Here is a 24,996-nt window from a genome sequence, read left to right on the forward strand (position 1 = left end):
TGAGTTATAAAAAAATTATTCGATTACCCCAAGAGTTTACGCACTGTTTACGTTACTTCTAGTACAGCCTCAACTAAGCTAAATTTATCTATATAACTTGAGCTTTCAGCTATGAGTGCTGTACTTGTTGAGATCAATCATCCATCTGCGCTTAAAAAGTATATTCAAACAGCAATCTGCAACAATGATATTGATGGTCCTACGCTAAAAAAACGATTTATAGAAGAAGTTGAAACTTATTTAAAACATTATCCACAGACCCAACACGTCGATATTTATTTATGTGACTTAAATGGACATTTACGCGGTAAACGTATAGATGTCGGTTGCCTCAAAAACCTGAGTAAAGGCTGTTATTTTCCATTGTCGATCTATGCTATGAGTTTGGATGGCAAAGTGATTGAAGAGACAGGACTGGGTAAATATATTGGAGAGCCTGATCATTTATGTGAACCTGTTTTAGGAACATTGAAACCACACGCACTTGAGCCAGAAACAACAGCCCAACTACTGCTCAGTATGAAGGATGATCATCAGCAAGATTGCATATTTGAACCTCGCAATATGTTGAAAAAAATACTCTCTCAAGTTCATGATAAAAGTTACTTTCCCTGTATCGCTGCCGAAGTCGAGTTCTATCTACAGCCTTTAAGTGAGGCTGATGAGGTTGAAGAATCGGTAAGCCAATGCTTTGATATTAATACCTCCGATCATTACCAAAATATTCTGAATGAGATCGAAGCAGTCGCAAAACGACAGCGCATTCAAATTACAGGAATCGTTTCTGAATCCTCTTTAGGTCAGTATGAGATTAATCTGCAACATACGACGGATCTATTGAGCTTATGCGATCAGATTATGTTGCTGAAAAGAACCATCAAGCAGATTGCGAATAAACATGGACTACGTGCAAACTTCCTTGCCAAGCCTGATATGCATAAGGCGGGCAGTGGTATGCACTTCCATATGAGTCTTTTAGATCAGAATCAGGGGAATCTTTTTAGTTCGGCACAAGAAAAAATCTCTGATAATTTATTAAAAGCGGTGAGTGGATTACTGTTCTTGATGCCTGATTCAATGGCGATTTTAGCGCCCAATCTGAACTCTTTTAGACGTTTTAAATTGGGTCATCATGTGCCGCTTGAGGCCAATTGGGGGCTGAATAATCGTAATGTGGCGATTCGTATTCCGTGCTCAGATCAAGAAAATCAGAGACTGGAATACCGCGTGGCAGGAGCAGATTGTAATCCTTATTTGGCTGTCGCTACAATTTTGATCGGTACATTGCATGGTCTAACACAGGGATTAGATATTCCAAAGCAAGCGCATCAGTTAAAACTGAAAAGTGAGCATGTGTTCTTGCCGACTGAGCAAATGCAGGCATTGCAATTATTCCAAGCCAATTCGGTTTTAATCGAGTACTTGGGGAAGGACTTTGCCACGCTTTGGTGTACGCTAAAGCAGGCTGAATATCAAAGTGTTTATAGCCAAATTACAGCGATCGAAAAGAGTTGGGATATTTAAAGTCCTCCATCACTGCATAAGCAAAATGAAGATGGGTTATGCGCTCAGCGGGACTCGAACCCACGTCGGTCGCTTAGGAGGCAACTGCTCTATCCAGTTAAGCTATAAGCGCATAATTTTATGATTATAAACAAAAAAGTGATTGCAGAAGCAATCACTTTTTGATGAAACCGATCAACTGTTAATTTTCAGTTTTACGATTTAAAAACTTATAGAAAATAAACATGGCAACGATCCAGATCGGAATCATCAGTACTGATTCTTTGAAGCCTTGTTGCCACATGATATACAGCACCACACCAATAAATGCTAAAACAAGATAGTTACTGAATGGAGACCATAAAGCTGGGTACGACGTCTTGATTTGAGCTTTTTTGATATGACGTCTATATTTTAAATGGGTTAAGCTGATCATGGCCCAATTTAAAACAAGCGCACCAACAACCACATACATCAAATGACCTAATGCATCTTCTGGTACAAAGTAGTTGAGTAATACACAGCCGAAGATCAGGAAAGCCGAGAGAAGTACGGCAGGAACAGGAACACCTTGTTTATTGGTTTTGGTAAAGATTTTTGGTGCATTACCTTGTTGAGCCAAACCAAATACCATTCGGCTATTGGCATACATACCGCTGTTATAGACGGATAATGCTGCTGTCAGGATAATAAAGTTAAGTAAATGCGCTGCCCAACCAATCCCCATTTGACTGAAAATCATTACAAATGGACTTTTATCTAAGCCACCGAGATCCAACTGATTCCAAGGCACAAGTGATAAGAGAATAGCAAGCGAACCCACGTAGAACACTAAAATACGAATCACCACTTGGTTAATCGCTTTAGGAATGGTGGTCTTTGGATCTTTGGCTTCTGCTGCGGCCATACCAATCAGCTCAATGCCCCCGAAGGCAAACATCAAGAAAGCCAGCATATAGAACAAGCCATCGAAGCCATGCGGGAAAAAGCCGCCATGTGACCATAGATTGCTAAATGAAGCTGTTGAGTTTGCATCCGCAGTAAAGAGTAAGAACAGACCAAACAAGATCATGGCAACGACAGCAGTCACCTTGATGATCGCTAACCAGAACTCTGATTCACCATAGAATTTAACATTGGTCAGGTTCACTGCCGTAATCACGACAAAGAAGAACAATACAGACTGCCAAGCGGGGATTTGTGGCCACCAGTAATTAATGTATTTACCTACTGCCGTTAGCTCAGTCATTGCGACAAGGATATACAGTACCCAATAATTCCAGCCAGTGATAAAACCTGGAAATTTACCCCAATACTTATAAGCAAAATGGCTAAATGAACCTGCAACAGGTTCTTCAACAATCATTTCACCTAAATGACGCATGATTAGAAAAACAATCAAGCCGCCAATCGCATACCCCAAAATAATAGATGGCCCAGCAGACTGGATAATTTGCGCAGAACCTAAAAATAAGCCCGTACCAATCGCTCCACCCATCGCAATGAGTTGGATATGGCGGTTTTTTAGTCCACGCTGAAGTTGAGAAGAATCGTTGTTCAAAGGACTGAGCTCGACGAGGAATTAACTGGATTATTCTAATAGATTCAAAGATTTTCGCCTAGTAAAAGTACAGCGATGCTATGACTGGAAAGTTGTTTTTAAAAGTTATTGAAAATCTTATATTTAGATGAATATTAAAATGAAATTTGCTGTAAATTTATACAGTTAAATAAAGTCCTTGTTTTTCCCGACGGATGGAATGGTATTTTTGCCATTGTGAAAGTCTTGAAATCTACTCACTATAATGCACAGATTTTACACATTATGACCAATCCCAAAACCATTGGTCGTATGGTATTTTTGATGGCCGTGCAGTACCTTTAGATTCAAAACCAATCTGCACCAAGAACATGATAAAAGGAAGACATTGACATGAGCTCAGTACCGCAAATAAAAGTCCCAGCAACTTATATGCGTGGGGGGACAAGTAAAGGTGTATTTTTCAAACTGGATGATTTACCTGAAGCGGCACAAGTAGCGGGCAAGGCACGTGATCAACTTCTTCTGCGTGTGATTGGCAGTCCAGACCCTTATGGCAAACAGATTGATGGGATGGGGGGAGCAACCTCAAGTACCAGTAAAACCGTTATTTTGGCAAAAAGTGCACAGCCAGAACATGACGTTGATTATTTATTTGGCCAAGTTTCAATTGATCAGCCGTTTGTCGACTGGAGTGGTAACTGTGGCAACCTAACCGCAGCAGTAGGTTCATTTGCAATTTCAAATGGTTTGGTTGATGCAGCGCGTATTCCTGAGAATGGCATTTGCACAGTACGGATCTGGCAGAAGAATATCCAAAAAACCATTATTGCACATGTTCCTGTGAGCAATGGTCAGGTGCAGGAAACCGGTGATTTTGAACTAGATGGTGTGACATTCCCCGCAGCAGAAGTACAAATTGAATTTTTAGATCCCGCTGATGATGGTGAAGAAGGCGGCGATATGTTCCCGACAGGAAATGTAGTCGATCAATTGACCGTTCCTGACGTCGGCACATTCCAAGCCACATTTATTAATGCAGGTATTCCGACCATTTTCCTGAATGCCGAAGATATTGGCTATCAAGGGACAGAATTACAAGATCAGATTAATGCTGATGCCGCAGCTTTAGCACGTTTTGAGAAAATTCGTGCCTATGGCGCAGTACATATGGGTTTGATTAAAGATATTTCAGAAGCAGCTGCGCGTCAGCATACGCCTAAAATTGCCTTTGTCTCACAACCAAAAAGTTATAGCTCATCCAGCGGTAAACCCGTTGAGACCAGTGATGTGGACTTATTGGTACGTGCCTTGTCGATGGGTAAATTACATCATGCCATGATGGGAACTGCGGCGGTGGCAATTGGGACAGCTGCAGCTATTCCGGGTACCTTGGTAAATTTAGCTGCAGGTGGTGGTGAGCGTGAAGCAGTGCGCTTTGGTCATCCATCTGGGACTTTGCGCGTGGGCGCTCAAGCTGAATTGATTGATGGTAAATGGGCGGTGAAAAAAGCCATTATGAGTCGTAGCGCACGTGTGCTGATGGAAGGCTGGGTGCGTGTACCAGGTGATACTTTCTAATTTGTGTATTGTGTTATTTGATAAGGCCTTCATTTGAAGGCCTTATTATTTTGAATTGATTAAAAATACAAACACAATTTCCTGATATAAATAGTGTTATGATGTCGCCATTCTGGCAAGTCTTGTCATTTTCCTTTCATTAAGATTTCCCGAGGCAACTGTGTCATCTATTTCTCAAGTTAATGCGGATGTTTTACAACAAGCTCAACAACGTATTCAACAAGATTTATTGACAGCATTGGCTGCATTTTCCATTCCAGAACCTTTAAAAGCCGCCGTTCATCATGCCGTGATGTTAGGTGGTAAACGTGTTCGCCCAGCTTTATGTTATGCAGCAGCATCCTTACAGCCGAATCATCATTTTGCTGCAGCGCGTCGAGCTGCTGTTGCGGTTGAATTGATTCATTGCTATTCATTGGCACATGATGACTTGCCATGTATGGACAATGATCTATTACGCCGTGGTCAACCCACTTGCCATGTGGCATTTGGTGAAGATACCGCGTTATTAGCTGGTGACATTTTACAGTCGATGGCATTTGAGATTTTGGGCAGTCGTTTGTTCGATGAACAGGGACAAAGCGCAGAGGCTGCAATCGTTTTAAAGCAAATGCAGATTTTAGCAACAGCCAGTTCAAAAATGGTTTGTGGTCAGGTATTAGACCTGCAAGCGGAAGGTAAACAGGTCGATCAAACGGAATTAGAGAACATTCACCGTAATAAAACGGGTGCCTTGATTCAAGCGGCGATTATGATGGGGGCAGTAACCATTTTTAATGGGACGGATCAGGCCATTCCGAAATTACGCCAATTTGGACAAACGATTGGTTTAGCCTTTCAAGTGCAAGATGATATCTTGGATATTACCGCCAGCACTGAAACCTTAGGTAAAACCGCGGGTAAAGATGAGCAAGTACAGAAATCAACTTATCCTGCTTTAATGGGCTTAGCAGAAGCACAGGCCTATGCACAAAACCTACATGATCAAGCCTTTGAAGCTTTGGCTTATTTTGGTGATGATGCTAAAGAGTTAGTCGAAATTTCACAGTTTCTACTGGCACGCAAAAGTTGATATTCATTTCTTAAAATATGTATTCTTGATTAATCATTTAGAGCAATGAGATAGGCTTAATTATCGAAATTTAATCTAGGTGACATATATTATGTACATGGTAAATGTCCAAATCGTTCGGTTCGTAGAATCATCTTTTCCTGGATGGGTTGAGTGTCTATTAACCGATGCTTCGAATCGACAATAGTTTTTTATAGATAAAATCCCTATTTTTACGGATCAAAATTTGCATGAAACGAGTAGCTATCCACAACATGGAAAGATTCCGTGTGAGATGATTCGTTTATGGATCGAACAAGATGGGCGGGAACGTTGCATTATAACGACAGAACAACCATGGGGGATATCCGCAAAGGGTGGTGAAGTAGAGTTCGAAGTATTTTATGATCAACTAAAGTGAAAAAAGTCAGGTGAAATATTAAAATTCATTTTTCATAACAATAGGATATATTTTAATGAATGATAAAGAATTAGAACAACTTGCGCTTAAAAATGGACAACAACTGGCTTTTTCCATTCAGTCACAACCTTTTGGTCCAGATTGTGAGGTATTTAAAATCTGCGATAAGGTATTCATGTTGATTGGTGCTTATTCGGGCAAGCTGCTGGTGACGATTAAATGTAAGCCTGAGAAAAGTTTGGAATATCAGGAGCTGTATCCCTCTATTTCGGCAGGTTATCACATGAATAAGAAACACTGGATCTCGATAGCCAGTGGTCATGAAATTACAGCTGATTTACTGCAAGACTTGATTCAAGATTCATATGATTTGGTGGTGGGGAAACTCCCTGTTAAAGATCGAAAACGGATTCAGAATGTATAAAAAATAAAGCAGCGATAACGCTGCTTTATTTCTGCTTGGAAACAGGGCTTAGTGTTTACCCATAATTCCACGAATGGCATTGAGTACATCCGCAGGAAGTACCACAGTTTTTGCGTTGCTTGATTTAGAAAGATCCTGCATCGCTTTCACATATTGCTCACCGAGTAAGTAAGCAACAGGGATTTCTTTATCACCTACTGCAGTGGTGACCATTTCAATCGCACGTTGTGAAGATTCAGCAAGGACTACCTGTGCTTCTGCATCACGACGAGAGGCTTCCAAACGACCATCTGCCTCTAGAATCGCAGCCTGTTTTTCACCATCGGCTTTGGTCACCGTCGCACGACGTTGACGTTCAGCAGCTGCTTGTGCTTCCATCGCCGCTTGCATGGTGTGTGAAGGTTGAATATCTTGGATTTCAACCGTTTTCAGGGTAATCCCCCAATCTGAAATATCATCAGAAATAGCTGCTTTCAGTTTCGCTTTAATATGATCACGAGAAGAAAGCGCATCATCCAAGTCCATTTCACCAACGATTGAACGCAATGAGGTTTGAACAAGGTTTTGAATGGCCCAGGTATAGTTTTCAATCCCGTACACCGCTTTTTCTGGTGTGGTGAGATTAATATAAGCCACCGCATTCATGACCAATACTGCATTGTCTCGGGTAATCACTTCTTGTGAAGGAATATCCAAAACAATATCTTTGGTCGTGATTTTATAAGCAACTTCGTCTACATAGGGAATCACGAAATTAAGACCAGGTGCCAACGTGGTATGGTATTTACCTAAACGTTGCACAATCCATTTATAACCTTGGGGAACAATGCGAACCCCTTTAAAAATGGTTATACCGATAAAAGCTAAAAATGCTAAAACAACAATCGTACCGACAGACATTGAAAACCCTCTTTGTGTTTATGACGTATGAGGTTGAACGACTAAATCATTACCCAAAATATCAACCACGCGAACGCGATCACCCACTTGTACTGGAACAGCACAGCGGCAATTCCATTCATCAGAACCTAAAACAGGCATCGAGAAGCGTACAATGATTTGTCCATGTTCAAGACCAGTTTGGATGACCATACCAACTTGACCAATGGTTGCTTCACGTGGGAGTCCTGCTTTGGTTTTATCAATGGACAGTGGTTTGATAAATTTGAACCAAAGAATCGTACATAAAATAGATAAAACACCCCAAGTAATCACTTGGGTGGTAAAGCCCATCATCGGGAAAAGCCACAGTAAAATACAGACCATGACTGCTGCTATGCCAAACCATAATGCAGCAAAAGCAGGCAAAATCAATTCTGAAAGAATCAGTAAAATCCCTAATACAAACCAGTGCCAAGGTTCAACTACAAATTCCATAGATTTGCTCGCATAATGAAACGGAGTGGAGGTGAAAAAATATTCACCTTTAGCACTGTAACAGATGATTATCTTGATGAATATACAAAGATTGTTTTTTTAGGTTTTGGGCTGCTGCGGCTCAAAGTGCTGCTCCATAGGACAGTTTTTTTATGAGCGCCAACAGCCCTTGAGCGGATGTTTAGAATTTAGATTTTGGTGCAGGTTTGAGGGCAGCAGGGGAGTTTTTAAATGTGGTAATGGCATTTCGAATCGCCGTAATTTTGGCTTGAGCTGCTTTTTCACCTTCTAAAATTGCTTCATTACTGGATTTCAGGTCTAAGGCACCAAGATGGCCGACTTTAGGCTGAATCACGACAGTGGCTTGACTGAGCTCTTCATTAATACTTTGTTGCCCCATAATATTAATGGTTTGGTCTAATAAGCCCCACATACTTAAAGGCTTGCCACCGACTGGACGTGCGGAGATATCTACTGCAATCACGATATCGGCCCCCATATCTTTGGCTGTTTTCACGGGAATAGGGCTGACGAGGCCACCATCCACGTATTTGGTATTGCCAATCACTGCAGGCACAAATACGTTTGGAATACTGCATGAAGCACGAACTGCTTGTCCGGCATTGCCTTTAATAAACTCAGCTTTTTTCCCATTATCTAAACGGGTTGCGACTGCAGCAAAACGAATTGGGAATTGCTCAATCGGTTTATTGCTCACTTGCGTATTTACATAATTTTGTAGCTTTTGGCCAAGGATAATACCTTGACTATTTAAAGTTAAATCACGTAAATCTGACTCTTGCAGTTTCAATGCCAGATTCTGCATTTGATAAGGGGTTTGACCACTGGCATAAATACTGCCCACGAAGCTTCCCGCACTGGTGCCTGTCACGATTTTGGCTTTAATACCATGCGACTCTAGTACTTTGATCACACCAATATGGGCAAAGCCTTTGGCACCACCGCCTCCCAGTGCGAGTGCAATGACAGGTTCACGCGCTTTAATCGCCGTAGTTTGAGGTGTTTTCTTTACTGTTTGATCACAACCAAATAAAGCGAGACTCAGTACAGCCAAGCAAGACAGTCGAGCAATTTTCATATCAAGTGCAGATAAAATGAACAAAAAAGATGGGCACATCAGACCAGATTTGCCCTTAATTTTCTAGTTTTTTTTCACAAGTTTTTGTAAGGGTTCAGCCAGCCAGTCTGGGTTTTTCGGCGAGAAGTGACCGACATAACGCTGCATGATTTGTTCAAGATCCTGCTGATAGTGACCCGTCGGGGTAAAGGCACCTAAACAATAAATGGTTTTGTGATCATAATCAAAGGCAAACATTACGATAGGAATACCAGCGGCATGGGCGATGTGATAAAAGCCGCTTTTCATTTTTTCAGCTTTTTTACGGGTGCCTTCTGGCGCCATTCCGATCCAGATTTTATCGTGTTGATGAATCGTGGCGACGACCTGTTCAGTAAGCCCGTGAGTACTATCCCGATGCACAGGAATCAATCCCGCCCAGTTTAAAAGCGGCTTCAAAGCTGGTTTAAATAAAGTATCTTTACCTAAAACCGTAATTTTTAAACCTAGACCGCCAATAGCGAGAAAGCCATACCAACCATCAATATTGGAAGTATGTGGTGAGATTATGGCAACAGCTTTGGGTAGATTGGGAATCTCACCAACAACCGTCCAGCCTTGACTGAGAAAAAGTTTTTTGCACAATGCACGACTATAAGCGTTACCACGTTGTGGAACTAGCGGAGGTAAATCTGGAAAATGTTGCGGCATAAATCACGATATGTAATGACAACTACAATTATGTTAAACACTCATGACAGTGTCTGCATTGGCAAAAAATAAGATTTTATTGCCTTGCTGATGAAAGGATTAGATACTTGAGCGACTTTATCGTACAGCCATGGAAAACTCGGAATGCTTAATCTTCGACAGATTTACATTTTATTGTTTTCTTTGTATTGGGCGCAGGGTTTGCCTGTTGGCTTTATGACGCATGCATTGCCGGTGATTTTAAGGGCACAGGGGGTATCGCTGGCACATATAGGTGGTTTTGGTTTATTGATGTTACCTTGGTCGATCAAGATATTTTGGGCCGCCTACGTAGATCGTTTGGGTATCTCTCGATTGGGACATTATCGTAGTTGGATCATTCCAACCCAACTATCTAGCGTTATTATTCTGATTGTTCTCTCATTTTTTCCGATTCAATCCTTAGATCAGCCGATTTATTTATTGGTTTTCTTTGGTTTATTGCTAATCATGAATTTAACTGGTGCAACTCAAGACATCGCAACCGATGGCTTGGCTGTTAATTTACTCAAAAGTGATCAACAGCATTGGGGCAATACCTTTCAGGTGATTGGATCGCGCTTGGGGTTTATTGTCGGTGGGGGAGCTGTACTTTGGTGTTTGGATTGGCTGGATTGGCAAAAGACTTTTCTGGCTTTGGCTGCATTGGTGTTGGTCAATACCTTGCCAGTTCTGTTTTATCGAGAACCTCAACATCAAAGTAAAGTTGCACTCCAACACGCCAGCTCACAATCCTTTATACAGGCAGTCAAAAGCTATTTAAATTATTTCCAGTCGTCTCCAGAGTTAAAAGCATGGTTACTGGTATTGATCAGTTTTAAAGTGGCTGATGGTTTAGCGGGGCCTTTATTGAAACCATTGATGGTGGATATGGGATTGAATTTCACTCAGATTGGGGTGTTTATTACCATGTTTGGAGCGGTTGCTGCATTATTGGGGGCGGCTGTCGCTGGACTATTATTAAAATATTTCTCGAGAAGCTCTTGTTTAATCGTGTTCTCATTTTTGAAATTGATCAGTTTGGGGGCCTATGCCGTTCTCGGCTATGCCTACGAATCACAGTTTCAAATTGCGCCACTTTGGTTGTATGTGATAAATGCGGTTGAAGATGCCTGTTCTGCAATGCTGCTGGTGGTGATGCTGACACTGGTCATGCAATATAGTCGTAAACACTTTGCAGGAACGGACTTTACCTTTCAGGTCTCAATTATGGCAACGGTCAGTGGTTTGTTGTATTTATTCAGTGGTGTGGTGGGCGACTGGCTGGGCTATGCGGATTATTTGCTGGTGATCTGCGTCATTGCAATACTGTGTTTGAGTCCGATCTTTTATTGGAAAAATAAAGCAAGATAAAGGTCACTTTTTATTACAATTTTTGTGTTTAAAAGACGTATATTGAAATAAAAAACTGAGCACATGACTCGGCTTATATAGGAATAGGATGATTTTCGTCGGATTTTATCATTTTATGAATATAGAGAATTCTGTGAATAAAAATAAAGAAATATTACGATAATTAATTGATATAGCAATTAAATTCCCAGTGGATAATGTCTTAAATAGATCAATTAGAATGAATAAGTGAGTGTATAAAAATTAAACTTTAGTCGAAATTGGAATAAATTAATAAGATTTTAATCGTTTTGTCATATAAAGTTAATGTGTAGGATTTGTTACAAATTTAACCAGGATGTAAACAATGAAAATCAAAATTGTAACAGCAGCAGTGCTTAGTCTGCTTGCAACAACCACATTTGCAGCACCAACATTTTATGGTGAAATTGATGCCAGTGTTGATTATTTACCAGAAAAAAATGCCACTAAATCAAACAAAGATGTTTGGGAAATCAGTTCCAACAGTTCATTCGTTGGGATTAAAGGCGATGAAAAACTGACTGAGCGTTTAAGTGCCGTCTATGCCATCGAATGGGCATTTAATGCCGATGGCGATGGTGACGACTGGAGCAAGCGTAACCGTTTTGTTGGTTTAAAAGATGCGCAACTAGGTACATTGAAAATTGGTGCACATGATACGCCATTAAAGCAATTATCGAGTACCGTCGATACATTTAATAATTATGTTGCCAACAAGGCCGATATCACTGGTATTTTCACCGGTGAGAACCGCGTATCGAATGTGGTTGTCTATGAATCTCCAGCTGTGAAATTACTGGATGGTGCATTTAAATTTAATGCATTACTTGCGACTGGTGAATCAAGCGGTATTAAATCAGACAAAGGTGTTGTTAAAACTGCGGGCCGTGGTTTAGGTGATGCATGGTCTGCATCTGTTACCTATGAAAACCCATTAGTGGTGGCGGGGATTGGTTATGACAAAGCCATTCCAAGTAACTTCCTTGGGCGTGGTTTCTTAAATGCTGCTGAGCCAGCAATTGCAGGCGGCAGTCTTTTTGCAGCGGCGAATACTGTACGTGCGATTGGTAAAGTAACGCCACTTGACGGTTTGGCGTTAAAAGCACTTTATCAGACTTCTGAAGTTGAAAAAGCAGAAGGTAATGCAGCAGGTTCTGAAAATATTGATGATGCACAGGGCTGGTTAGTGGGTGCAGAATATAACATTCCGCAAGCCAAAAACTGGACGGTAAAAGGTCAATATAGCCAGAATGATACTAGCTTTAAAACCAATACTGCCGATTTTAAAGCGAAGCAAATTATTGCTGGTGCGGATTATGCTTTTAACAAACAAGTTAAAACTTATGGTTATGCAGGTTATCTAACGCTTGAACAAGCAAGCAAAAAGGATAAACAACCTGTTGCTGGACTAGGTTTGGAATTTAAGTTCTAATTTATTTGTGTTAGAAAAAGCCCTTTAAGTTTGCTTAAAGGGCTTTTTTGTTTATCTGGGATCGTAATAAGAGAAAAATTTAATCATCATAAAATTTATTTCATCAACTATAAAAATATGATCAGCGCTTTTAGATTGTATGGTTCATTTTACTTTGGAACAAAGCAATTCAGCAAATCTGCACACTTATTACAGGGTTTAAGTGATTTTTAAGTTTTTATTCTTATTTTTAAAAAAGCAAAGAAAATTATTTTTAGACCGTGATGCCTATGTTGCTACAAAAAACCATGCCTAGATCGATTTCACTCCTGACCTTCAATGTGTTACTTGCAATTTGGTTGGGTGTATTTCTGAATATTGCATTTTATCAAAAGATGCAAGCCTTAACGCCCTATACAGGACTTAAGGCTGGGCTATTTGTGGCTGCTTCAGTGGGTGTCGTGACAGCGTTATACTTATTTACTTTACAGATTTTAAATTGGAAATGGACGGCAAAGCCAATTGCAATTGCTTTGATATTTATTGGTGGTTTTGCAGCCTATGCGGTGAATACTCTAGGCGTTTGGATTACTGCTGACCAAATCCAAAATATGATGCAAACCAATATTGCTGAGGCTCGCGATACTTGGTCTTGGCGTTTGGTGGTTTGGGTCATCGGGATGATCATTCTACCGATTTTCGTGATTATAAAAGTTCAGTTAAAGCCAGAGTCAGGGGGGAAGCAATTCTTTAAAAAAATAATGGCATCGTTTGTTTCCTTAATGCTTGTTTGTGGTTTGCTATTTATTTTCTATGTCGATTTTGCTGCAATCTTTCGTGAAAATCGTGAATTAAAAGGCATGATTTCCCCGCAAAATATGATTGCTGCATCGGTATCTTATTATAAAAAGAAAGCACCTAAAGAGAATTTACCTCTCGTGCATTACGGTGAAGATGCACAAGTTTCTCAACCCCCAAAAGGTGCACCTAAACTAATGGTGTTGGTGGTGGGTGAAACAGCGCGTGCGGAAAATTTTTCTTTAAATGGTTATGCAAAAGAGACCAATCCTAAGTTATCTAAACAAGATATTTTGAATTTCTCTCAGGTGAGTTCATGTGGTACTGCAACGGCAGTGTCCGTACCGTGTATGTTCTCAGGTATGCAAAGGGTGGATTATGATGAGCGTTTAGCTAGCCATAGAGAAGGGCTACTGGATATTGCAAAACGTGCGGGTTACCAAGTCACTTGGATTGATAATAATTCAAGTTGTAAAGGGACATGTGATCGGATTGGAGAATATAAAATTCCAGAATCGATCAAGCAGAAATGGTGTAAGGATGGTGAATGTCTGGATGATATTTTGATTGATAGCCTGAAAGCTTATCTTCAAACGATTCCAAAAGATGATAAACGTCCGCAATTGGTGGTCTTGCACCAAATGGGGAGTCATGGTCCAGCTTATTATAAGCGTGCACCTGAGGAATTTCGTGTGTTTAAGCCAACTTGTGATACCAATGCGATTCAGGGATGCACTCAAGAAGCTTTAATCAATACTTATGACAATACCTTGCTTTATACTGATTATGTTCTAGATTCATTGATCAATACATTAAAAAATACTACGCAATATCAAACAGGTTTGTGGTATTTATCTGATCATGGTGAATCAACGGGTGAAAGTGGCATGTATTTGCATGGTGCGCCTTATGCGATTGCACCGAGCCAGCAGACACATGTTCCAATGTTGATGTGGTTTTCTAGTGCATGGCAGCAAAAGGCAAGCAAGCAAATCAAATGTTTGGCACAACAAAGTAAAAATAAACTCAGTCAGGATAATTTATTCCCAACGATGCTCAGTTTGCTTGATATTAAAACTAAAGTAATTAATCCTAAAGATGACATGTTACAAACATGTCCTAAGCCATAAGGTGAAGTGAAATCATGACCAAGATCTTGATGATAGAAGATGATTTTATGATCGCAGAGTCAACATTGACTTTATTGCGATATCATCAGTTTGACGTGGAATGGGTCAACAATGGGGTAGATGGATTGGCTTTGTTAACCAAACAGCCTTTTGATTTAATCTTGTTGGATTTAGGCCTACCTTTGATGGATGGGATGCAAATTCTTAAACAGATTCGTCAACGTAGTGCTGTTCCAGTCTTGATTATCTCTGCACGTGATCAACTGCAAAACCGTGTCGATGGATTGAATCAAGGCGCAGATGATTATCTGATCAAGCCATATGAATTTGATGAACTGCTTGCAAGGATCAATGCCTTATTACGCCGTGGCAATAACGAGACGGCACAATTGAAGAGCTCGACTCAGCTATTAAAAAGTGGTGAGTTAACCCTAGATATAGAGCAACATTTAGCGACTTTTAAAGGACAGCAGATTGAACTTTCCAATCGTGAATGGGCAATCCTGATTCCAATGGTTTCTCATCCCAACAAAATTTTCTCGAAAGCAAATCTTGAAGATAAGCTGTATGATTTTGATAGCGAAGTGACCAGTAATACCATTGAAGTCTATGTACACCATTTGCGCGCCAAACTTGGGAAAGACTTTATTCGTACGATTCGTGGCTTAGGTTATCGTTTGGGACAAGCTTAAATTGATGAAAGCAACTAGGTACTATTCACTCAAGAAAAGGCTGATTTGGGGGACATCCATTTTCAGTATTGTACTGGGTTGTTTTCTGATTTTGGCCGCTTATAAAGTTTCATTGCATGAAGTCGATGAAATTTTAGATACCCAAATGCAATATATGGCTGAGCGCTCGACCTTACAGCCACTCACTCCAACGGCTAGTCGGGTTGAGCTACATCGCACTTATCATGAAGAAGATTTGTTGATTGATATTTGGGCCTATAAAGATCAGAGTCATTTATGGCATCAAACGCATTTACTGGTTCCGCCTGTGAAGCAGGCTGGTTTTTATATGCAAAACACACCACAAGGGAAGTGGCGTGTTTATGTGATTCCATTAAAAGATTTCCAGATTCAGGTGAGCCAACAGGAACAGGTACGTAAGGTTTTTGCATTGGAGCTGGCAGGGAGTATGTTTATTCCTTATCTACTTCTACTACCCATCGCAATTATTGTACTGGCATTTATTATTAGTTTGAGTTTAAAGCCCTTAGATGATTTTAAAGCTGAGCTGACGCAACGTGATTCGGATGGTTTGGTACCAATTGACAGCAGTGAGTATCCACAAGAATTACAACCAACGATTGAAGAAATGAACCGTTTATTTGAACGGATTCAACATGCACAGACGGAACAAAAGCAATTTATTGCCGATGCCGCGCATGAGTTGAGAACACCAGTGACTGCGCTGAATTTGCAAACTCGAATTTTGATCAGTCAATTTCCAGAACATGAGGCTTTGCAAAATCTGAGCAAAGGTTTAGCTCGTATTCAACATTTGGTCACGCAGTTGTTAGCCTTGGCGAAACAGGATGTTGCACTGAGTCTGATTGAGCCAAATACAAATTTTAGGTTGAATGATGTTGCTTTAAATTGTGTTGAGCAGTTGGTGAATCTGGCGATGCAAAAGGAAATCGATTTAGGTTTTGAACGTAATGATCCAATTGAAATGCAGAGCCTTGAGTCAACGGTACACTCAATTATATTTAATCTGATTGATAATGCGATCAAATATACGCCTTATCAGGGGGTGATCAATATCTCAGTGTATAGTGATGCGGATGATTTTGCTTATATTCAAATTGAAGACAGCGGTACAGGAATCGATCCTGAACAATACGACAAAGTTCTGAAACGTTTTTATCGCGTGCACCATCACTTAGAAGTGGGCAGTGGACTTGGACTTTCAATCGTTGATAAAGCCACGCAACGTTTAGGTGGAATTTTGACTTTATCTCGAAGTATTGAATTAGGTGGCTTGAGCGTATTGGTGAAATTACCAAAAAAACTTGCGCATCATGAGCAACATGGAAATCCAGAAAAATATACTTAAAGCTTTAATTAGATTCGGTACTTGTTTCGGCTTGTTGTTTCAGATAGCGCAGGAATAACACACATTTCTGGATACGTTTGCCATCATTGCCAACTTTGCTGACATTGAAACGCAGTACCCAATTTAAACGCTTACCGACCTTGCAAATATCTTTATAGACTTGAGGTTCATCCAGCAAAGCTTGATAGAGCAATTGGCTGGCTGGTTCGAGTCGTTCAAATTCAAAATGGTAAGCGGTTGAGAAAATAAACAGTAACCAGTCCCGCACAAAACAATCATGCAAGCTAAGCACATCTCGTGGGTCTGTTTCAAAATCAATAAAAGTAAACTGATTTTGTTCATCGACCAAAATATTACGCGCAAAGGCTTCACTTAAATAACCTTCGTCTGCATGCAGTTGGCGAATAGACTGAATGGCTTGATGAAACAAATCGAATTGTTGTTCAGGATGATGCTTTAGACTGGCAATCTTCTGATCTAGCTGACTCACAGAACTTTGACGTTGTGAGCCGACATCTTCAAGTAAAATGCCTTTTTTTGAGAGCGCCAATACATTTGGCGTTGAAATCCCCAAAGCTTTGAGTTGTTGGATGCGCTTGAATTCACATTGGATTGCAGCAGATCCACCTTGATTGGGAACAGGGGTAATTGAACCTAAATTGAATATTTTGGCTAACCATTTGAGTGGTGTATATAACCATAAACCATGACGTTCAGATGCTTTTTTAAGCCATACTTTACGGGAATCTAGTTCATAAGATTGAATAGAGTCAGATTGAGTCGTTAAAGTGGATTCTAAAAACCTTTGATAGTCAGACATACGGCAACAAAAATAATCCTAATGTGAGCGTCAAACGTACTCGTTGTTTGAGTACGGGCGTTCACTTTACCACATCAGATGTTGGAAACGGTACTGGTATTGCGATTTGTAACGTCTTGATGATGTTTATAAGTCAATGCATAACAAAGCAAATTAATGGCAATACAGATCCATGCGGTCCATAAATTATGACTTAGAAAATGAGCGCCGCGCATCATCTGTGCCCAACCCATGGCAAAGCCAATGATTATTGCTGCAATGAGGTAAAACCAAGCACGTTGTGTTTGATGCAAACGATAAACAAAGTAGCCTGTCACCAATGCGAAACCTGTACTGGCATGTCCACCTGGAAAGCAATGCCCCGTAGTCGCAGAGAAATCCCAGATGAAACCTGTTGGGGTTTCATGGGTCATATACCATGGGCAGGCATGCGAGGAGTGGGCTTTGAGTAGCCCGACAATACAGGTACAGAGCATGCTGACCCAAAACATATAGCCATATTGCCAACGTTGTGGCTTTAGCTTTTCGACTTTAAAAGAGGCACACCATAAAACGAAAAAAACCACATAAACAAGCGTTAATAGTTGTTTGACATAAGTGTGGTTAAGTTTGTCGAGGAACCAATCATTCTTATAAGGAAACGTGCCATGCTGACTCACCCACGGTTGAATCAGGTTTAAGTCAATTGCTCCTCCCACAGGAAACACCCATAACAAAATGAAAAAGCTAATAAAAAGTAAAAAACTCTGCCATAAGAAGAATGGTGTTTTCAATATCATGGAACTGGCTGTTAGGGCTGGATGATGTTCTGATTATTTAATGTCTAGAAGCTTAATTGGCTCTTAAATGAGCCTTAAAAAGGGCACAGACCGATCATTGGAAAATAAGATAGGTGATTTATTTTGCAGGGTTTTCAAAATAAAGCAGCCATTTGGCTGCTTTATTTCTACGGTAAAGCAGAACTGATTAGTGCAGGATTTTATTAAGGAATTGCTGTGCACGTTCTCCACGTGGTGCCCCAAAGAATTCATCTTTAGAACAGTCCTCTACGATTTTGCCTTGGTCCATGAAAATAATCCGATTGGCCACCTGACGGGCAAAGCCCATTTCATGCGTCACACACATCATGGTCATGCCTTCTTTGGCCAATCCCACCATCACATCGAGAACTTCATTGATCATTTCAGGGTCAAGCGCAGAAGTTGGCTCATCAAATAGCATCGCAATCGGGTCCATACTGAGGGCACGGGCAATCGCAACTCGCTGTTGTTGCCCCCCTGAAAGCTGGGCAGGATATTTATTGGCATGGGCACTGAGTCCAACCCGATCCAGATAGGCCAGTCCTTTTTTATTGGCTTCCGCTTCTGAACGGCCAAGCACTTTGATCTGTGCAATGGTCAGGTTTTCGGTAATGCTGAGATGAGGAAACAATTCAAAGTGTTGGAACACCATACCGACACGGCTGCGTAGCTTGGTCATATCCGTTTTCGGTTCGTGAACTGGCACGCCATCGACAAAAATTTTACCTTGCTGAAAGGGTTCAAGACCATTTACGGTTTTAATCAAGGTTGATTTTCCTGAGCCTGATGGGCCACAGACCACCACCACTTCACCTTGGCAGATTTGGGTGCTGCATTCGGTTAGCACCTGAAATTGATCGTACCATTTACTGACATTCTGGAGGTCGATCATTACTTTATTGTCGCTCATACACTTAACCTCCTTTGTAAACGTTTCACTGCGAATGTCGCTAAAGCACTGATGGTGAAGTACACCAGTCCTGCAAATAAAATATATTGGGTGAGCAGAGACATTAAATCGCCACGAACATAATTTGTTCTGAAAAAATCGAGTAAGCCAATGGCATAGACCATGGTGGAATCCTGAAACAGGATGATGGTCTGTTGAAGCAGTAACGGTGTCATTTTTCTGAATGCCTGTGGCAGAATAATCAGTCGCATGGATTGGCCATAGCTCATGCCCAATGCAGAAGCCGCGGCAGCTTGACCTTTGGGAATGGACTGAATTCCTGCACGGACAATTTCAGAAAAATAAGCGGCTTCAAACAGCATGAAGGCCACGATACTTGAAACCAAAGCGGTATCAATGGTCAGATATTGTCCTGTAATTGCGGTATAAAAAAATGGTACAGCAAAATAGAACCACATCAGCACCAGTAGCAGCGGAATGGAACGGAACAGATCCACATAAGCCTGTGCAATCCAATTTAAAATTTTGATTGATGACAGGCGCATCAGGGCCACGAGAGTACCAATCGCAATACCGCCAATGGTCGCAATCACCACAACTTTTAAGGTAATGCTGAATCCATACCACAGCGCAGGTCCAGACTGCTGTAAGTCACTGAGAAAAGACGTTAGCCATTCCATACTACTTTCCTCCTGATATTAAACCAGGAATACGCAGACGCTTTTCCAACAGGTTCATGCTAAAAATAAGACAGATGTTAATCAGAATAAAAATGAGCGTGACGTAGGTGTAAATTTCGATGGTATTCTGGGTGTATTCACTGATGGTTTTCATCTGTGAAATAATTTCTGCAACACCAACCAGCGAGGCGACCGAGGTGTTTTTGACACAGTTGGTCAACTCTGAACTGAGCGGCGGTAAAATGGTGCGAAATGACTGCGGTAGAATGACATAGCGATACAGTTGCGCCGTGGAAAAGCCCATGGCATAACCTGCATTGATTTGTCCTTTGGGCAGGGCTTCAATCCCTGTTCGGACTTGCTCACATACCCGCGCAGAAGTGAATAGACCCAGCCCGATACTGGCCGAAATCAGGGCAGTGGTATTGGCCCCGAGATCATTCATCCACCAGTTTTTAATCGGGGCGGGCAGAAAGTTGGGAACCACATAAAACCAGATAAATAATTGAACCAGTAAAGGTACATTTCTAAACAGGGTAACGTAGGTGGTACCAATGGCTCTGGCGGTTTTATTGGGGAGTGTGCGCATAATGCCGAGGATACTGCCCAGCAGCAGGGCAATAGTCCATGCGACCACGGCAATCACAACCAGCCAACCTAGACCTGTAATGATCCAGTTCAGGTAGGTGGTATCTCCGATACCTGTAGATTGCCACAAAACTCCCCAGTTCCAGCTATAATTCATAACAACTCCTGAGTAGAGTCGGGACAACATCCACTGTTTCCCGATCTCACACTACTATGCTTGCGATAAGGGGAGCGAATTATTGATCGCGATCATGTGGATTGCTGATTAAGGCTTTGAGCTGATCCGACATGGCAAAATTCAAATTAATATTTTTTGGCGGAATCGGTTGCTGGAACCATTTTTCATACATCTTGTTGATTTCACCAGAGGCATAAGTTGCTTTAATCGCATCATCGACTACCTGTTTAAAACCAGTATCACCTTTACGCAGCATACAACCATAGATTTCATGAATTGGCGCAGTACCAACGATGTCCCATTGATTCGGATCTTTGGCTTTAGATTTTTCACCTGCGAGCAGAATATCATCCATCATAAATGCCACAGCACGGCCATTTTGCAGCATCAGGAAGGATTCAGCATGGTCTTTGGCGGAAATGATTTCGCCAATGCCAAGTTCTTGTTGGTGTTGACGAATATAGCGTTCAGATGTGGTTCCTGCGGTGGTGACCAGCTTTTTGCCTTTTAAATCGACAAAGTCTTTAATCCCTGAATTTTTTGCAGTCAGCAGTCGAGAGCCCACTTCAAAGAAACCGACAGAGAAATCAACTTGCTGTTGTCGTTCTTTATTATTGGTGGTTGAGCCACATTCCAGATCGACAGTTCCATTCGAGACCAGTGGAATACGGTTCTGACTGGTGACTAAGTTGTAGCGAATCTTTAGGTCTGGCATATTCAGCTTCTGCTTTACGGCCTCAACCACTTTAAGTTGCAGATCATGCGCATAACCGACGGGTTGGTTTGGGGTAGATGCAATATAAGAAAAGGGAATTGATGAATCTCGATAACCCAGCACTATCGTGCCAGAGCTTTTGATTTTGTTTAATGTTCCCGAAGTGGAGGCACCCGCTTCAGTCGCTTTGTCGCCAGCAGCCGGCGCTTTGTTGTCGCTACAAGCACTGAGTCCGAATACCAATGTGCCTGCACAAAGCAGAGAGGTCATGGTGCGTTTATAAATCATGTACAAAACTCCTTTTGTATCGTTATGATCGCATGCGTCATTGTTGCGGTTTAACCGTTCATTGTTATGAAAAATAATATGTTCTTTTTGATGTATTAAAAAACATTATTTTTCATCTTAATAGAGTTCAATGCGCATGCTCAAGCGATATTCTTTACGGTTTTGTTAATCGTAATGGTGGATGAATGGCGTAATTTAAAAGCTGTAAATTACAGTAAAAAATTGCAAGAAATATAAAGCATGATATGTGCCATGATCGCTTGGATTCACTAGGACAGAGTCTGTTGCACAACTGCTTTATCCCAGTATTAAAACCGCTATGTATAGGCAAGGTTGATTGGAATAGAATGATCAAATACGAAAACGAAAAGTCAGCTCGTTTTTAGTCGAGATAAAAAAAGCGACGTTTCCGTCGCTTAAAAGAGTTTGAAAAATTAGAACATCGATTCTTCAGAATTAGCTGAAATTTTATGGATTGAAAGATCCGCACCACGATACTCATCTTCTTGTGACAGGCGAATACCCATAGTGGCTTTGAGTAGACCATAGACAATAAAACCACCGACTAAGGCAATGATAATGCCAAGACCCGTACCAATGACTTGTGAGATGATGGAGACACCCCCTAAGCCACCTAAAGCTTGTTGACCAAAGATGCCCGCTGCAATTCCACCTAATGCACCACATACACCGTGTAATGGCCACACCCCAAGTACATCATCAATTTTAAGTTTGTTTTGGGTATAGGTGAACAGGTAAACAAACAGTGCACCCGCCGTACCACCAATCACTAACGCACCAATTGGGTGCACAATATCCGAACCCGCACAGATTGCGACCAAGCCAGCCAATGGACCATTGTGTAAGAAACCAGGGTCATTACGGCCCATAAAATTGGCTGCTAAAGTACCACCGACCATTGCCATGAGAGAATTGATTGCAACCAGACCTGAAATCGCTTCAACCCGTTGTGCACTCATCACGTTAAAGCCAAACCAACCAACAATCAGAATCCATGAACCTAAAGCAAGGAATGGAATAGATGATGGTGGATGGGCACTGACGCGACCATCATTTTTATAACGACCATGACGAGCACCGAGTAAAATCACCGCAGCAAGGGCAATCCAACCGCCCATGGCATGCACCACAACGGAGCCTGCAAAGTCATGGAAACTTGCACCAAAAGAGTTCTCTAACCACTTTTGCAGGCCATAATTACCATTCCAGATCATGCCTTCAAATAAAGGATAGATCAGTGCCACCAAAATCAATGTTGCAATGGCTTGAGCACGCATTTTGGCACGTTCTGCGATCCCACCCGAAATAATCGCAGGAATTGCAGCAGCAAAGGTCAGTAAGAAGAAACAGCGCATCAGGTTATAGCCATGATCGGCTGCTAAGGTACTGCCAGCATGGAAAAAGTTTTGACCATATGCAATCCAATAGCCTACAAAGAAATAGGCAATTGCTGAAATGGCAAAATCGGTGAGGATTTTACTCAACGCATTGACTTGGTTTTTATGGCGTACTGTGCCCAATTCCAAGAATGCAAAGCCAGCGTGCATTGCTAATACCAGTACTGCCCCGAGCAGTAAAAAAAATAGATCTACGTTTTGCATAGTGGCGCTCAAAAAAAGTGCTAAATTTTATTTTGGTGCAAATATTTGATTCGTTTTTTGCACCAAAATGGATTTAGTAAATCTAAAAACTCAAGCTATATCGCAACAGCTCAATTTGATGAAATATCTAATGCAAAAAACGCACCAATTTAGAGGTTAAATTATCATTTTGATGAAAAGTGGTGCAATTTGCTTAAAAATAGCACAGTTTTGAGCATTTCTAAATGAAAGGCGTCGTGGGGGATTTGAATGCAAATGGGGAGAGGTTTTTTGCTGTGTTAAAGAACAGCTCACGCCACTTTTCATATCCGTAATGTTCAATATAAAAAGCAGCGCTGTGCAATTGTTGCTGGTCTTACATGACAGGTGGGCTATAGCTGAGGGTACGGCCTAAAATCCACAATAAGAACAGTACTAAAGGCAGATGGAACACCAATTGAGTGACGGTAAAACCAATCACATCTTTGGCTTTGAGTTTTAAAATGCCCAACATCGGCAGCATAAAGAAGGGATTGATCAGATTTGGCAAAGCTTCGGCCGCATTATAAATCTGCACCGACCAACCTAAATGCACCTGCAAATCATTGGCTGCCTGCATCACATAAGGCGCCTCGATAATCCATTTCCCACCGCCTGATGGCACAAAGAAACCGAGTACCGCAGAGTAGATACCCATCACAATCGCAAAGGTCTCTTTGGAAGCAATCGAGACAAAGAATTCAGCGATATAGTGCGATAGGGATAAGTCCTGACTATTCAGCGCTTGGGTCATAATAAAGGCGATACTGCCATAGAGTGGGAATTGAATCAGAATCCCTGAAACCGCAGGCACCGCTTGACTGACAGCATTGAGAAAATTACGCGGGGTGCGGTGTAGTGCCAGACCCAGCATCAAAAACACAAAGTTATAGGTATTGAGACTGGAAATGGCGATGATTGGATTGGTTTTAGAAAACTCGATAAACATCCAGATCAAGCCTAATGCCACCACAATAATGGTCAAAAGCGGTGAGTTCTCCAACCAATCCCCAGGTCGGGTCGATTTGACTTCGGTCTTTTCCTCTTCTTCAAAATTGAGCTCAAAATCCTGCATGGTTTTGACATTGTCACCTTTCGGTGCAGACCAATAGGCAATCGCAATTGAGACAATTACCAAGATTAGGGTCATCAGCATCGATTGCCACAGGAAGATGGTTTCGGTAAATGGAATCACACCAGTTAAGTTATAGATCGACTCAGGCAGACTGGCTTTATTGGCCTGTAACTGGGCTGCAGACGAGCTGATACCGAGTGCCCAAGTTGCGCCCATACCAATAATGGCAGCGGCGGCGGCAGCACGATAGTCCATCTGTAGCTCTTTACGTTTGGCCAGCGCAATCACCAATAATGCGGTCAAAATTGTACTGACTGCCCAATTGACCAAAGAAATCAATAAGCTGACGGTGGCGACTAAGACAATGGCACTGCGTCCCGAATGGGGAATACGTGCCATCATCTGAATCAGTTTTTTCACAGGTGCAGAAACCGAAACGACATAGCCAACAATAATCAGCATGGTCATTTGCAGAGTGAAAGGGATTAAGCTCCAAAAACCATTTCCAAAGGAACTGGCGACATCTTGTACCGATGCACCGATACTGATTGCAGCAAAGGAAACGATAATCACACCAAGCAAGGCAAAGATATAAGAGTCAGGAAACCATTTTTCCGACCAGTGACTAATCCGCAGGGCAAACCGTTCTAACAAGGCAGGTTGTTTATTCATCTTGAGCATCCATTTTTAATTTTGTTGTATCTGATTCATTTGTCCTAAATGAATGTGCTGCTCCCGAAAACAGCGAAAAGTGATGCCATTACAGCATCACTTCAACGAGAAAAATAAAAGCGTGTGTAGGA

General features: G+C 41.4%; 22 protein-coding genes and 1 tRNA gene. 9 read left to right on the forward strand and 14 right to left on the reverse strand.

Features of this window, described 5'->3' with window-relative positions:
- Positions 1-111 precede the first annotated feature (111 nt).
- Entirely contained in the window at positions 112-1,524 is a 1,413-nt protein-coding gene (locus tag NDN13_RS18365; RefSeq protein WP_251116479.1) for a glutamine synthetase family protein, read from the forward strand.
- Positions 1,525-1,563: 39 nt separating this feature from the next.
- On the opposite strand, the gene NDN13_RS18370 is transcribed toward NDN13_RS18365, so the two are convergent.
- Positions 1,564-1,636: transfer RNA gene (locus NDN13_RS18370), tRNA-Arg, on the reverse strand.
- Between the two features lie 69 nt (positions 1,637-1,705).
- A complete protein-coding gene (locus NDN13_RS18375; protein WP_251116480.1) occupies positions 1,706-3,064 on the reverse strand; it encodes an amino acid permease in 1,359 nt (452 codons plus the stop codon).
- Positions 3,065-3,436: 372 nt separating this feature from the next.
- Between NDN13_RS18375 and prpF the strand changes: the two genes are divergently transcribed.
- From prpF to NDN13_RS18390, 3 genes are all read left to right on the forward strand, one after another.
- A complete protein-coding gene (gene prpF / locus NDN13_RS18380; RefSeq protein WP_251116481.1) occupies positions 3,437-4,624 on the forward strand; it encodes a 2-methylaconitate cis-trans isomerase PrpF in 1,188 nt (395 codons plus the stop codon).
- A gap of 160 nt (positions 4,625-4,784) precedes the next feature.
- Complete coding sequence (locus tag NDN13_RS18385) at positions 4,785-5,696, forward strand: polyprenyl synthetase family protein (protein ID WP_251116482.1); 912 nt, start codon at positions 4,785-4,787, stop codon at positions 5,694-5,696.
- Between the two features lie 455 nt (positions 5,697-6,151).
- Positions 6,152-6,520: an MmcQ/YjbR family DNA-binding protein gene (locus NDN13_RS18390; RefSeq protein WP_251116483.1), complete on the forward strand. Its 369-nt coding sequence runs from the start codon at positions 6,152-6,154 to the stop codon at positions 6,518-6,520.
- A 48-nt stretch (positions 6,521-6,568) separates the two neighbouring features.
- On the opposite strand, the gene NDN13_RS18395 is transcribed toward NDN13_RS18390, so the two are convergent.
- The 4 genes from NDN13_RS18395 to NDN13_RS18410 form a co-directional block, all read right to left on the reverse strand.
- Positions 6,569-7,420, reverse strand: a complete 852-nt coding sequence (locus tag NDN13_RS18395) for an SPFH domain-containing protein (RefSeq protein ID WP_004652274.1) — start codon at positions 7,418-7,420, stop codon at positions 6,569-6,571.
- An 18-nt stretch (positions 7,421-7,438) separates the two neighbouring features.
- Positions 7,439-7,897: an NfeD family protein gene (locus tag NDN13_RS18400; protein WP_251116484.1), complete on the reverse strand. Its 459-nt coding sequence runs from the start codon at positions 7,895-7,897 to the stop codon at positions 7,439-7,441.
- Positions 7,898-8,078: 181 nt separating this feature from the next.
- Positions 8,079-8,996 carry a patatin-like phospholipase family protein gene (locus NDN13_RS18405; RefSeq protein WP_251116485.1) on the reverse strand — a complete coding sequence of 306 codons (918 nt, stop codon included), beginning with the start codon at positions 8,994-8,996 and terminating at the stop codon, positions 8,079-8,081.
- A gap of 63 nt (positions 8,997-9,059) precedes the next feature.
- The gene (locus tag NDN13_RS18410; RefSeq protein ID WP_251116486.1) at positions 9,060-9,686 is read right to left on the reverse strand and encodes a lysophospholipid acyltransferase family protein; all 627 of its coding nucleotides are present in this window, start codon (positions 9,684-9,686) and stop codon (positions 9,060-9,062) included.
- Positions 9,687-9,830: 144 nt separating this feature from the next.
- Between NDN13_RS18410 and NDN13_RS18415 the strand changes: the two genes are divergently transcribed.
- The 5 genes from NDN13_RS18415 to NDN13_RS18435 all read left to right on the forward strand — a co-directional run bounded on the left by NDN13_RS18415 (position 9,831) and on the right by NDN13_RS18435 (position 16,499).
- The gene (locus NDN13_RS18415; RefSeq protein WP_251116487.1) at positions 9,831-11,078 is read left to right on the forward strand and encodes an MFS transporter; all 1,248 of its coding nucleotides are present in this window, start codon (positions 9,831-9,833) and stop codon (positions 11,076-11,078) included.
- Between the two features lie 346 nt (positions 11,079-11,424).
- Entirely contained in the window at positions 11,425-12,531 is a 1,107-nt protein-coding gene (locus tag NDN13_RS18420; protein ID WP_251116488.1) for a porin, read from the forward strand.
- 269 nt (positions 12,532-12,800) lie between these two features.
- A complete protein-coding gene (locus NDN13_RS18425; RefSeq protein WP_251116489.1) occupies positions 12,801-14,438 on the forward strand; it encodes a phosphoethanolamine transferase in 1,638 nt (545 codons plus the stop codon).
- Between the two features lie 14 nt (positions 14,439-14,452).
- Positions 14,453-15,130, forward strand: coding sequence for a response regulator transcription factor (locus NDN13_RS18430; protein ID WP_251116490.1), 678 nt, complete (start codon positions 14,453-14,455; stop codon positions 15,128-15,130).
- Between the two features lie 4 nt (positions 15,131-15,134).
- Positions 15,135-16,499, forward strand: a complete 1,365-nt coding sequence (locus tag NDN13_RS18435; protein WP_251116491.1) for an ATP-binding protein — start codon at positions 15,135-15,137, stop codon at positions 16,497-16,499.
- 4 nt (positions 16,500-16,503) lie between these two features.
- Here the strand turns inward: NDN13_RS18435 and NDN13_RS18440 are convergent, their stop codons facing one another.
- The 8 genes from NDN13_RS18440 to NDN13_RS18475 form a co-directional block, all read right to left on the reverse strand.
- Complete coding sequence (locus NDN13_RS18440; protein ID WP_251116492.1) at positions 16,504-17,319, reverse strand: RIO1 family regulatory kinase/ATPase domain-containing protein; 816 nt, start codon at positions 17,317-17,319, stop codon at positions 16,504-16,506.
- 74 nt (positions 17,320-17,393) lie between these two features.
- Positions 17,394-18,098 (reverse strand): phosphatase PAP2 family protein, encoded by a 705-nt coding sequence (locus NDN13_RS18445; protein ID WP_251116493.1) that lies wholly within the window; start codon positions 18,096-18,098, stop codon positions 17,394-17,396.
- A gap of 187 nt (positions 18,099-18,285) precedes the next feature.
- Positions 18,286-19,029, reverse strand: a complete 744-nt coding sequence (locus NDN13_RS18450) for an amino acid ABC transporter ATP-binding protein (RefSeq protein WP_101235634.1) — start codon at positions 19,027-19,029, stop codon at positions 18,286-18,288.
- Positions 19,026-19,709 carry an ABC transporter permease subunit gene (locus NDN13_RS18455; protein ID WP_101235635.1) on the reverse strand — a complete coding sequence of 228 codons (684 nt, stop codon included), beginning with the start codon at positions 19,707-19,709 and terminating at the stop codon, positions 19,026-19,028. The genes NDN13_RS18450 and NDN13_RS18455 overlap by 4 nt, the downstream gene beginning before the upstream one ends.
- Position 19,710: 1 nt before the next feature.
- On the reverse strand, positions 19,711-20,454 hold the full coding sequence (locus NDN13_RS18460) for an amino acid ABC transporter permease (RefSeq protein ID WP_251116494.1): 744 nt from the start codon (positions 20,452-20,454) through the stop codon (positions 19,711-19,713).
- A 79-nt stretch (positions 20,455-20,533) separates the two neighbouring features.
- Positions 20,534-21,478 (reverse strand): transporter substrate-binding domain-containing protein, encoded by a 945-nt coding sequence (locus NDN13_RS18465; RefSeq protein ID WP_251116495.1) that lies wholly within the window; start codon positions 21,476-21,478, stop codon positions 20,534-20,536.
- Between the two features lie 434 nt (positions 21,479-21,912).
- Entirely contained in the window at positions 21,913-23,100 is a 1,188-nt protein-coding gene (locus tag NDN13_RS18470) for an ammonium transporter (protein WP_241272083.1), read from the reverse strand.
- Positions 23,101-23,455: 355 nt separating this feature from the next.
- Positions 23,456-24,865, reverse strand: a complete 1,410-nt coding sequence (locus NDN13_RS18475) for a short-chain fatty acid transporter (RefSeq protein WP_251116496.1) — start codon at positions 24,863-24,865, stop codon at positions 23,456-23,458.
- Positions 24,866-24,996 lie beyond the last annotated feature (131 nt).

It is taken from the genome of Acinetobacter sp. C32I, from assembly GCF_023702715.1.
Classification (GTDB): Bacteria; Pseudomonadota; Gammaproteobacteria; order Pseudomonadales; family Moraxellaceae; genus Acinetobacter.

What these genes read in the sequence shown, in the direction of transcription:
- NDN13_RS18430 (WP_251116490.1), top strand. Translation starts at nt 14,453, where the DNA reads ATGACCAAGATCTTGATGATAGAAGATGATTTTATGATCGCAGAGTCA.
- NDN13_RS18450 (WP_101235634.1), bottom strand. Translation starts at nt 19,029, where the DNA reads ATGAGCGACAATAAAGTAATGATCGACCTCCAGAATGTCAGTAAATGG.
- NDN13_RS18440 (WP_251116492.1), bottom strand. Translation starts at nt 17,319, where the DNA reads ATGTCTGACTATCAAAGGTTTTTAGAATCCACTTTAACGACTCAATCT.
- NDN13_RS18420 (WP_251116488.1), top strand. Translation starts at nt 11,425, where the DNA reads ATGAAAATCAAAATTGTAACAGCAGCAGTGCTTAGTCTGCTTGCAACA.
- NDN13_RS18475 (WP_251116496.1), bottom strand. Translation starts at nt 24,865, where the DNA reads ATGAATAAACAACCTGCCTTGTTAGAACGGTTTGCCCTGCGGATTAGT.
- NDN13_RS18395 (WP_004652274.1), bottom strand. Translation starts at nt 7,420, where the DNA reads ATGTCTGTCGGTACGATTGTTGTTTTAGCATTTTTAGCTTTTATCGGT.
- prpF (WP_251116481.1), top strand. Translation starts at nt 3,437, where the DNA reads ATGAGCTCAGTACCGCAAATAAAAGTCCCAGCAACTTATATGCGTGGG.
- NDN13_RS18410 (WP_251116486.1), bottom strand. Translation starts at nt 9,686, where the DNA reads ATGCCGCAACATTTTCCAGATTTACCTCCGCTAGTTCCACAACGTGGT.
- NDN13_RS18470 (WP_241272083.1), bottom strand. Translation starts at nt 23,100, where the DNA reads ATGCAAAACGTAGATCTATTTTTTTTACTGCTCGGGGCAGTACTGGTA.
- NDN13_RS18455 (WP_101235635.1), bottom strand. Translation starts at nt 19,709, where the DNA reads ATGGAATGGCTAACGTCTTTTCTCAGTGACTTACAGCAGTCTGGACCT.
- NDN13_RS18445 (WP_251116493.1), bottom strand. Translation starts at nt 18,098, where the DNA reads ATGATATTGAAAACACCATTCTTCTTATGGCAGAGTTTTTTACTTTTT.
- NDN13_RS18425 (WP_251116489.1), top strand. Translation starts at nt 12,801, where the DNA reads ATGTTGCTACAAAAAACCATGCCTAGATCGATTTCACTCCTGACCTTC.
- NDN13_RS18365 (WP_251116479.1), top strand. Translation starts at nt 112, where the DNA reads ATGAGTGCTGTACTTGTTGAGATCAATCATCCATCTGCGCTTAAAAAG.
- NDN13_RS18415 (WP_251116487.1), top strand. Translation starts at nt 9,831, where the DNA reads ATGCTTAATCTTCGACAGATTTACATTTTATTGTTTTCTTTGTATTGG.
- NDN13_RS18460 (WP_251116494.1), bottom strand. Translation starts at nt 20,454, where the DNA reads ATGAATTATAGCTGGAACTGGGGAGTTTTGTGGCAATCTACAGGTATC.
- NDN13_RS18405 (WP_251116485.1), bottom strand. Translation starts at nt 8,996, where the DNA reads ATGAAAATTGCTCGACTGTCTTGCTTGGCTGTACTGAGTCTCGCTTTA.
- NDN13_RS18465 (WP_251116495.1), bottom strand. Translation starts at nt 21,478, where the DNA reads ATGATTTATAAACGCACCATGACCTCTCTGCTTTGTGCAGGCACATTG.
- NDN13_RS18400 (WP_251116484.1), bottom strand. Translation starts at nt 7,897, where the DNA reads ATGGAATTTGTAGTTGAACCTTGGCACTGGTTTGTATTAGGGATTTTA.
- NDN13_RS18390 (WP_251116483.1), top strand. Translation starts at nt 6,152, where the DNA reads ATGAATGATAAAGAATTAGAACAACTTGCGCTTAAAAATGGACAACAA.
- NDN13_RS18435 (WP_251116491.1), top strand. Translation starts at nt 15,135, where the DNA reads ATGAAAGCAACTAGGTACTATTCACTCAAGAAAAGGCTGATTTGGGGG.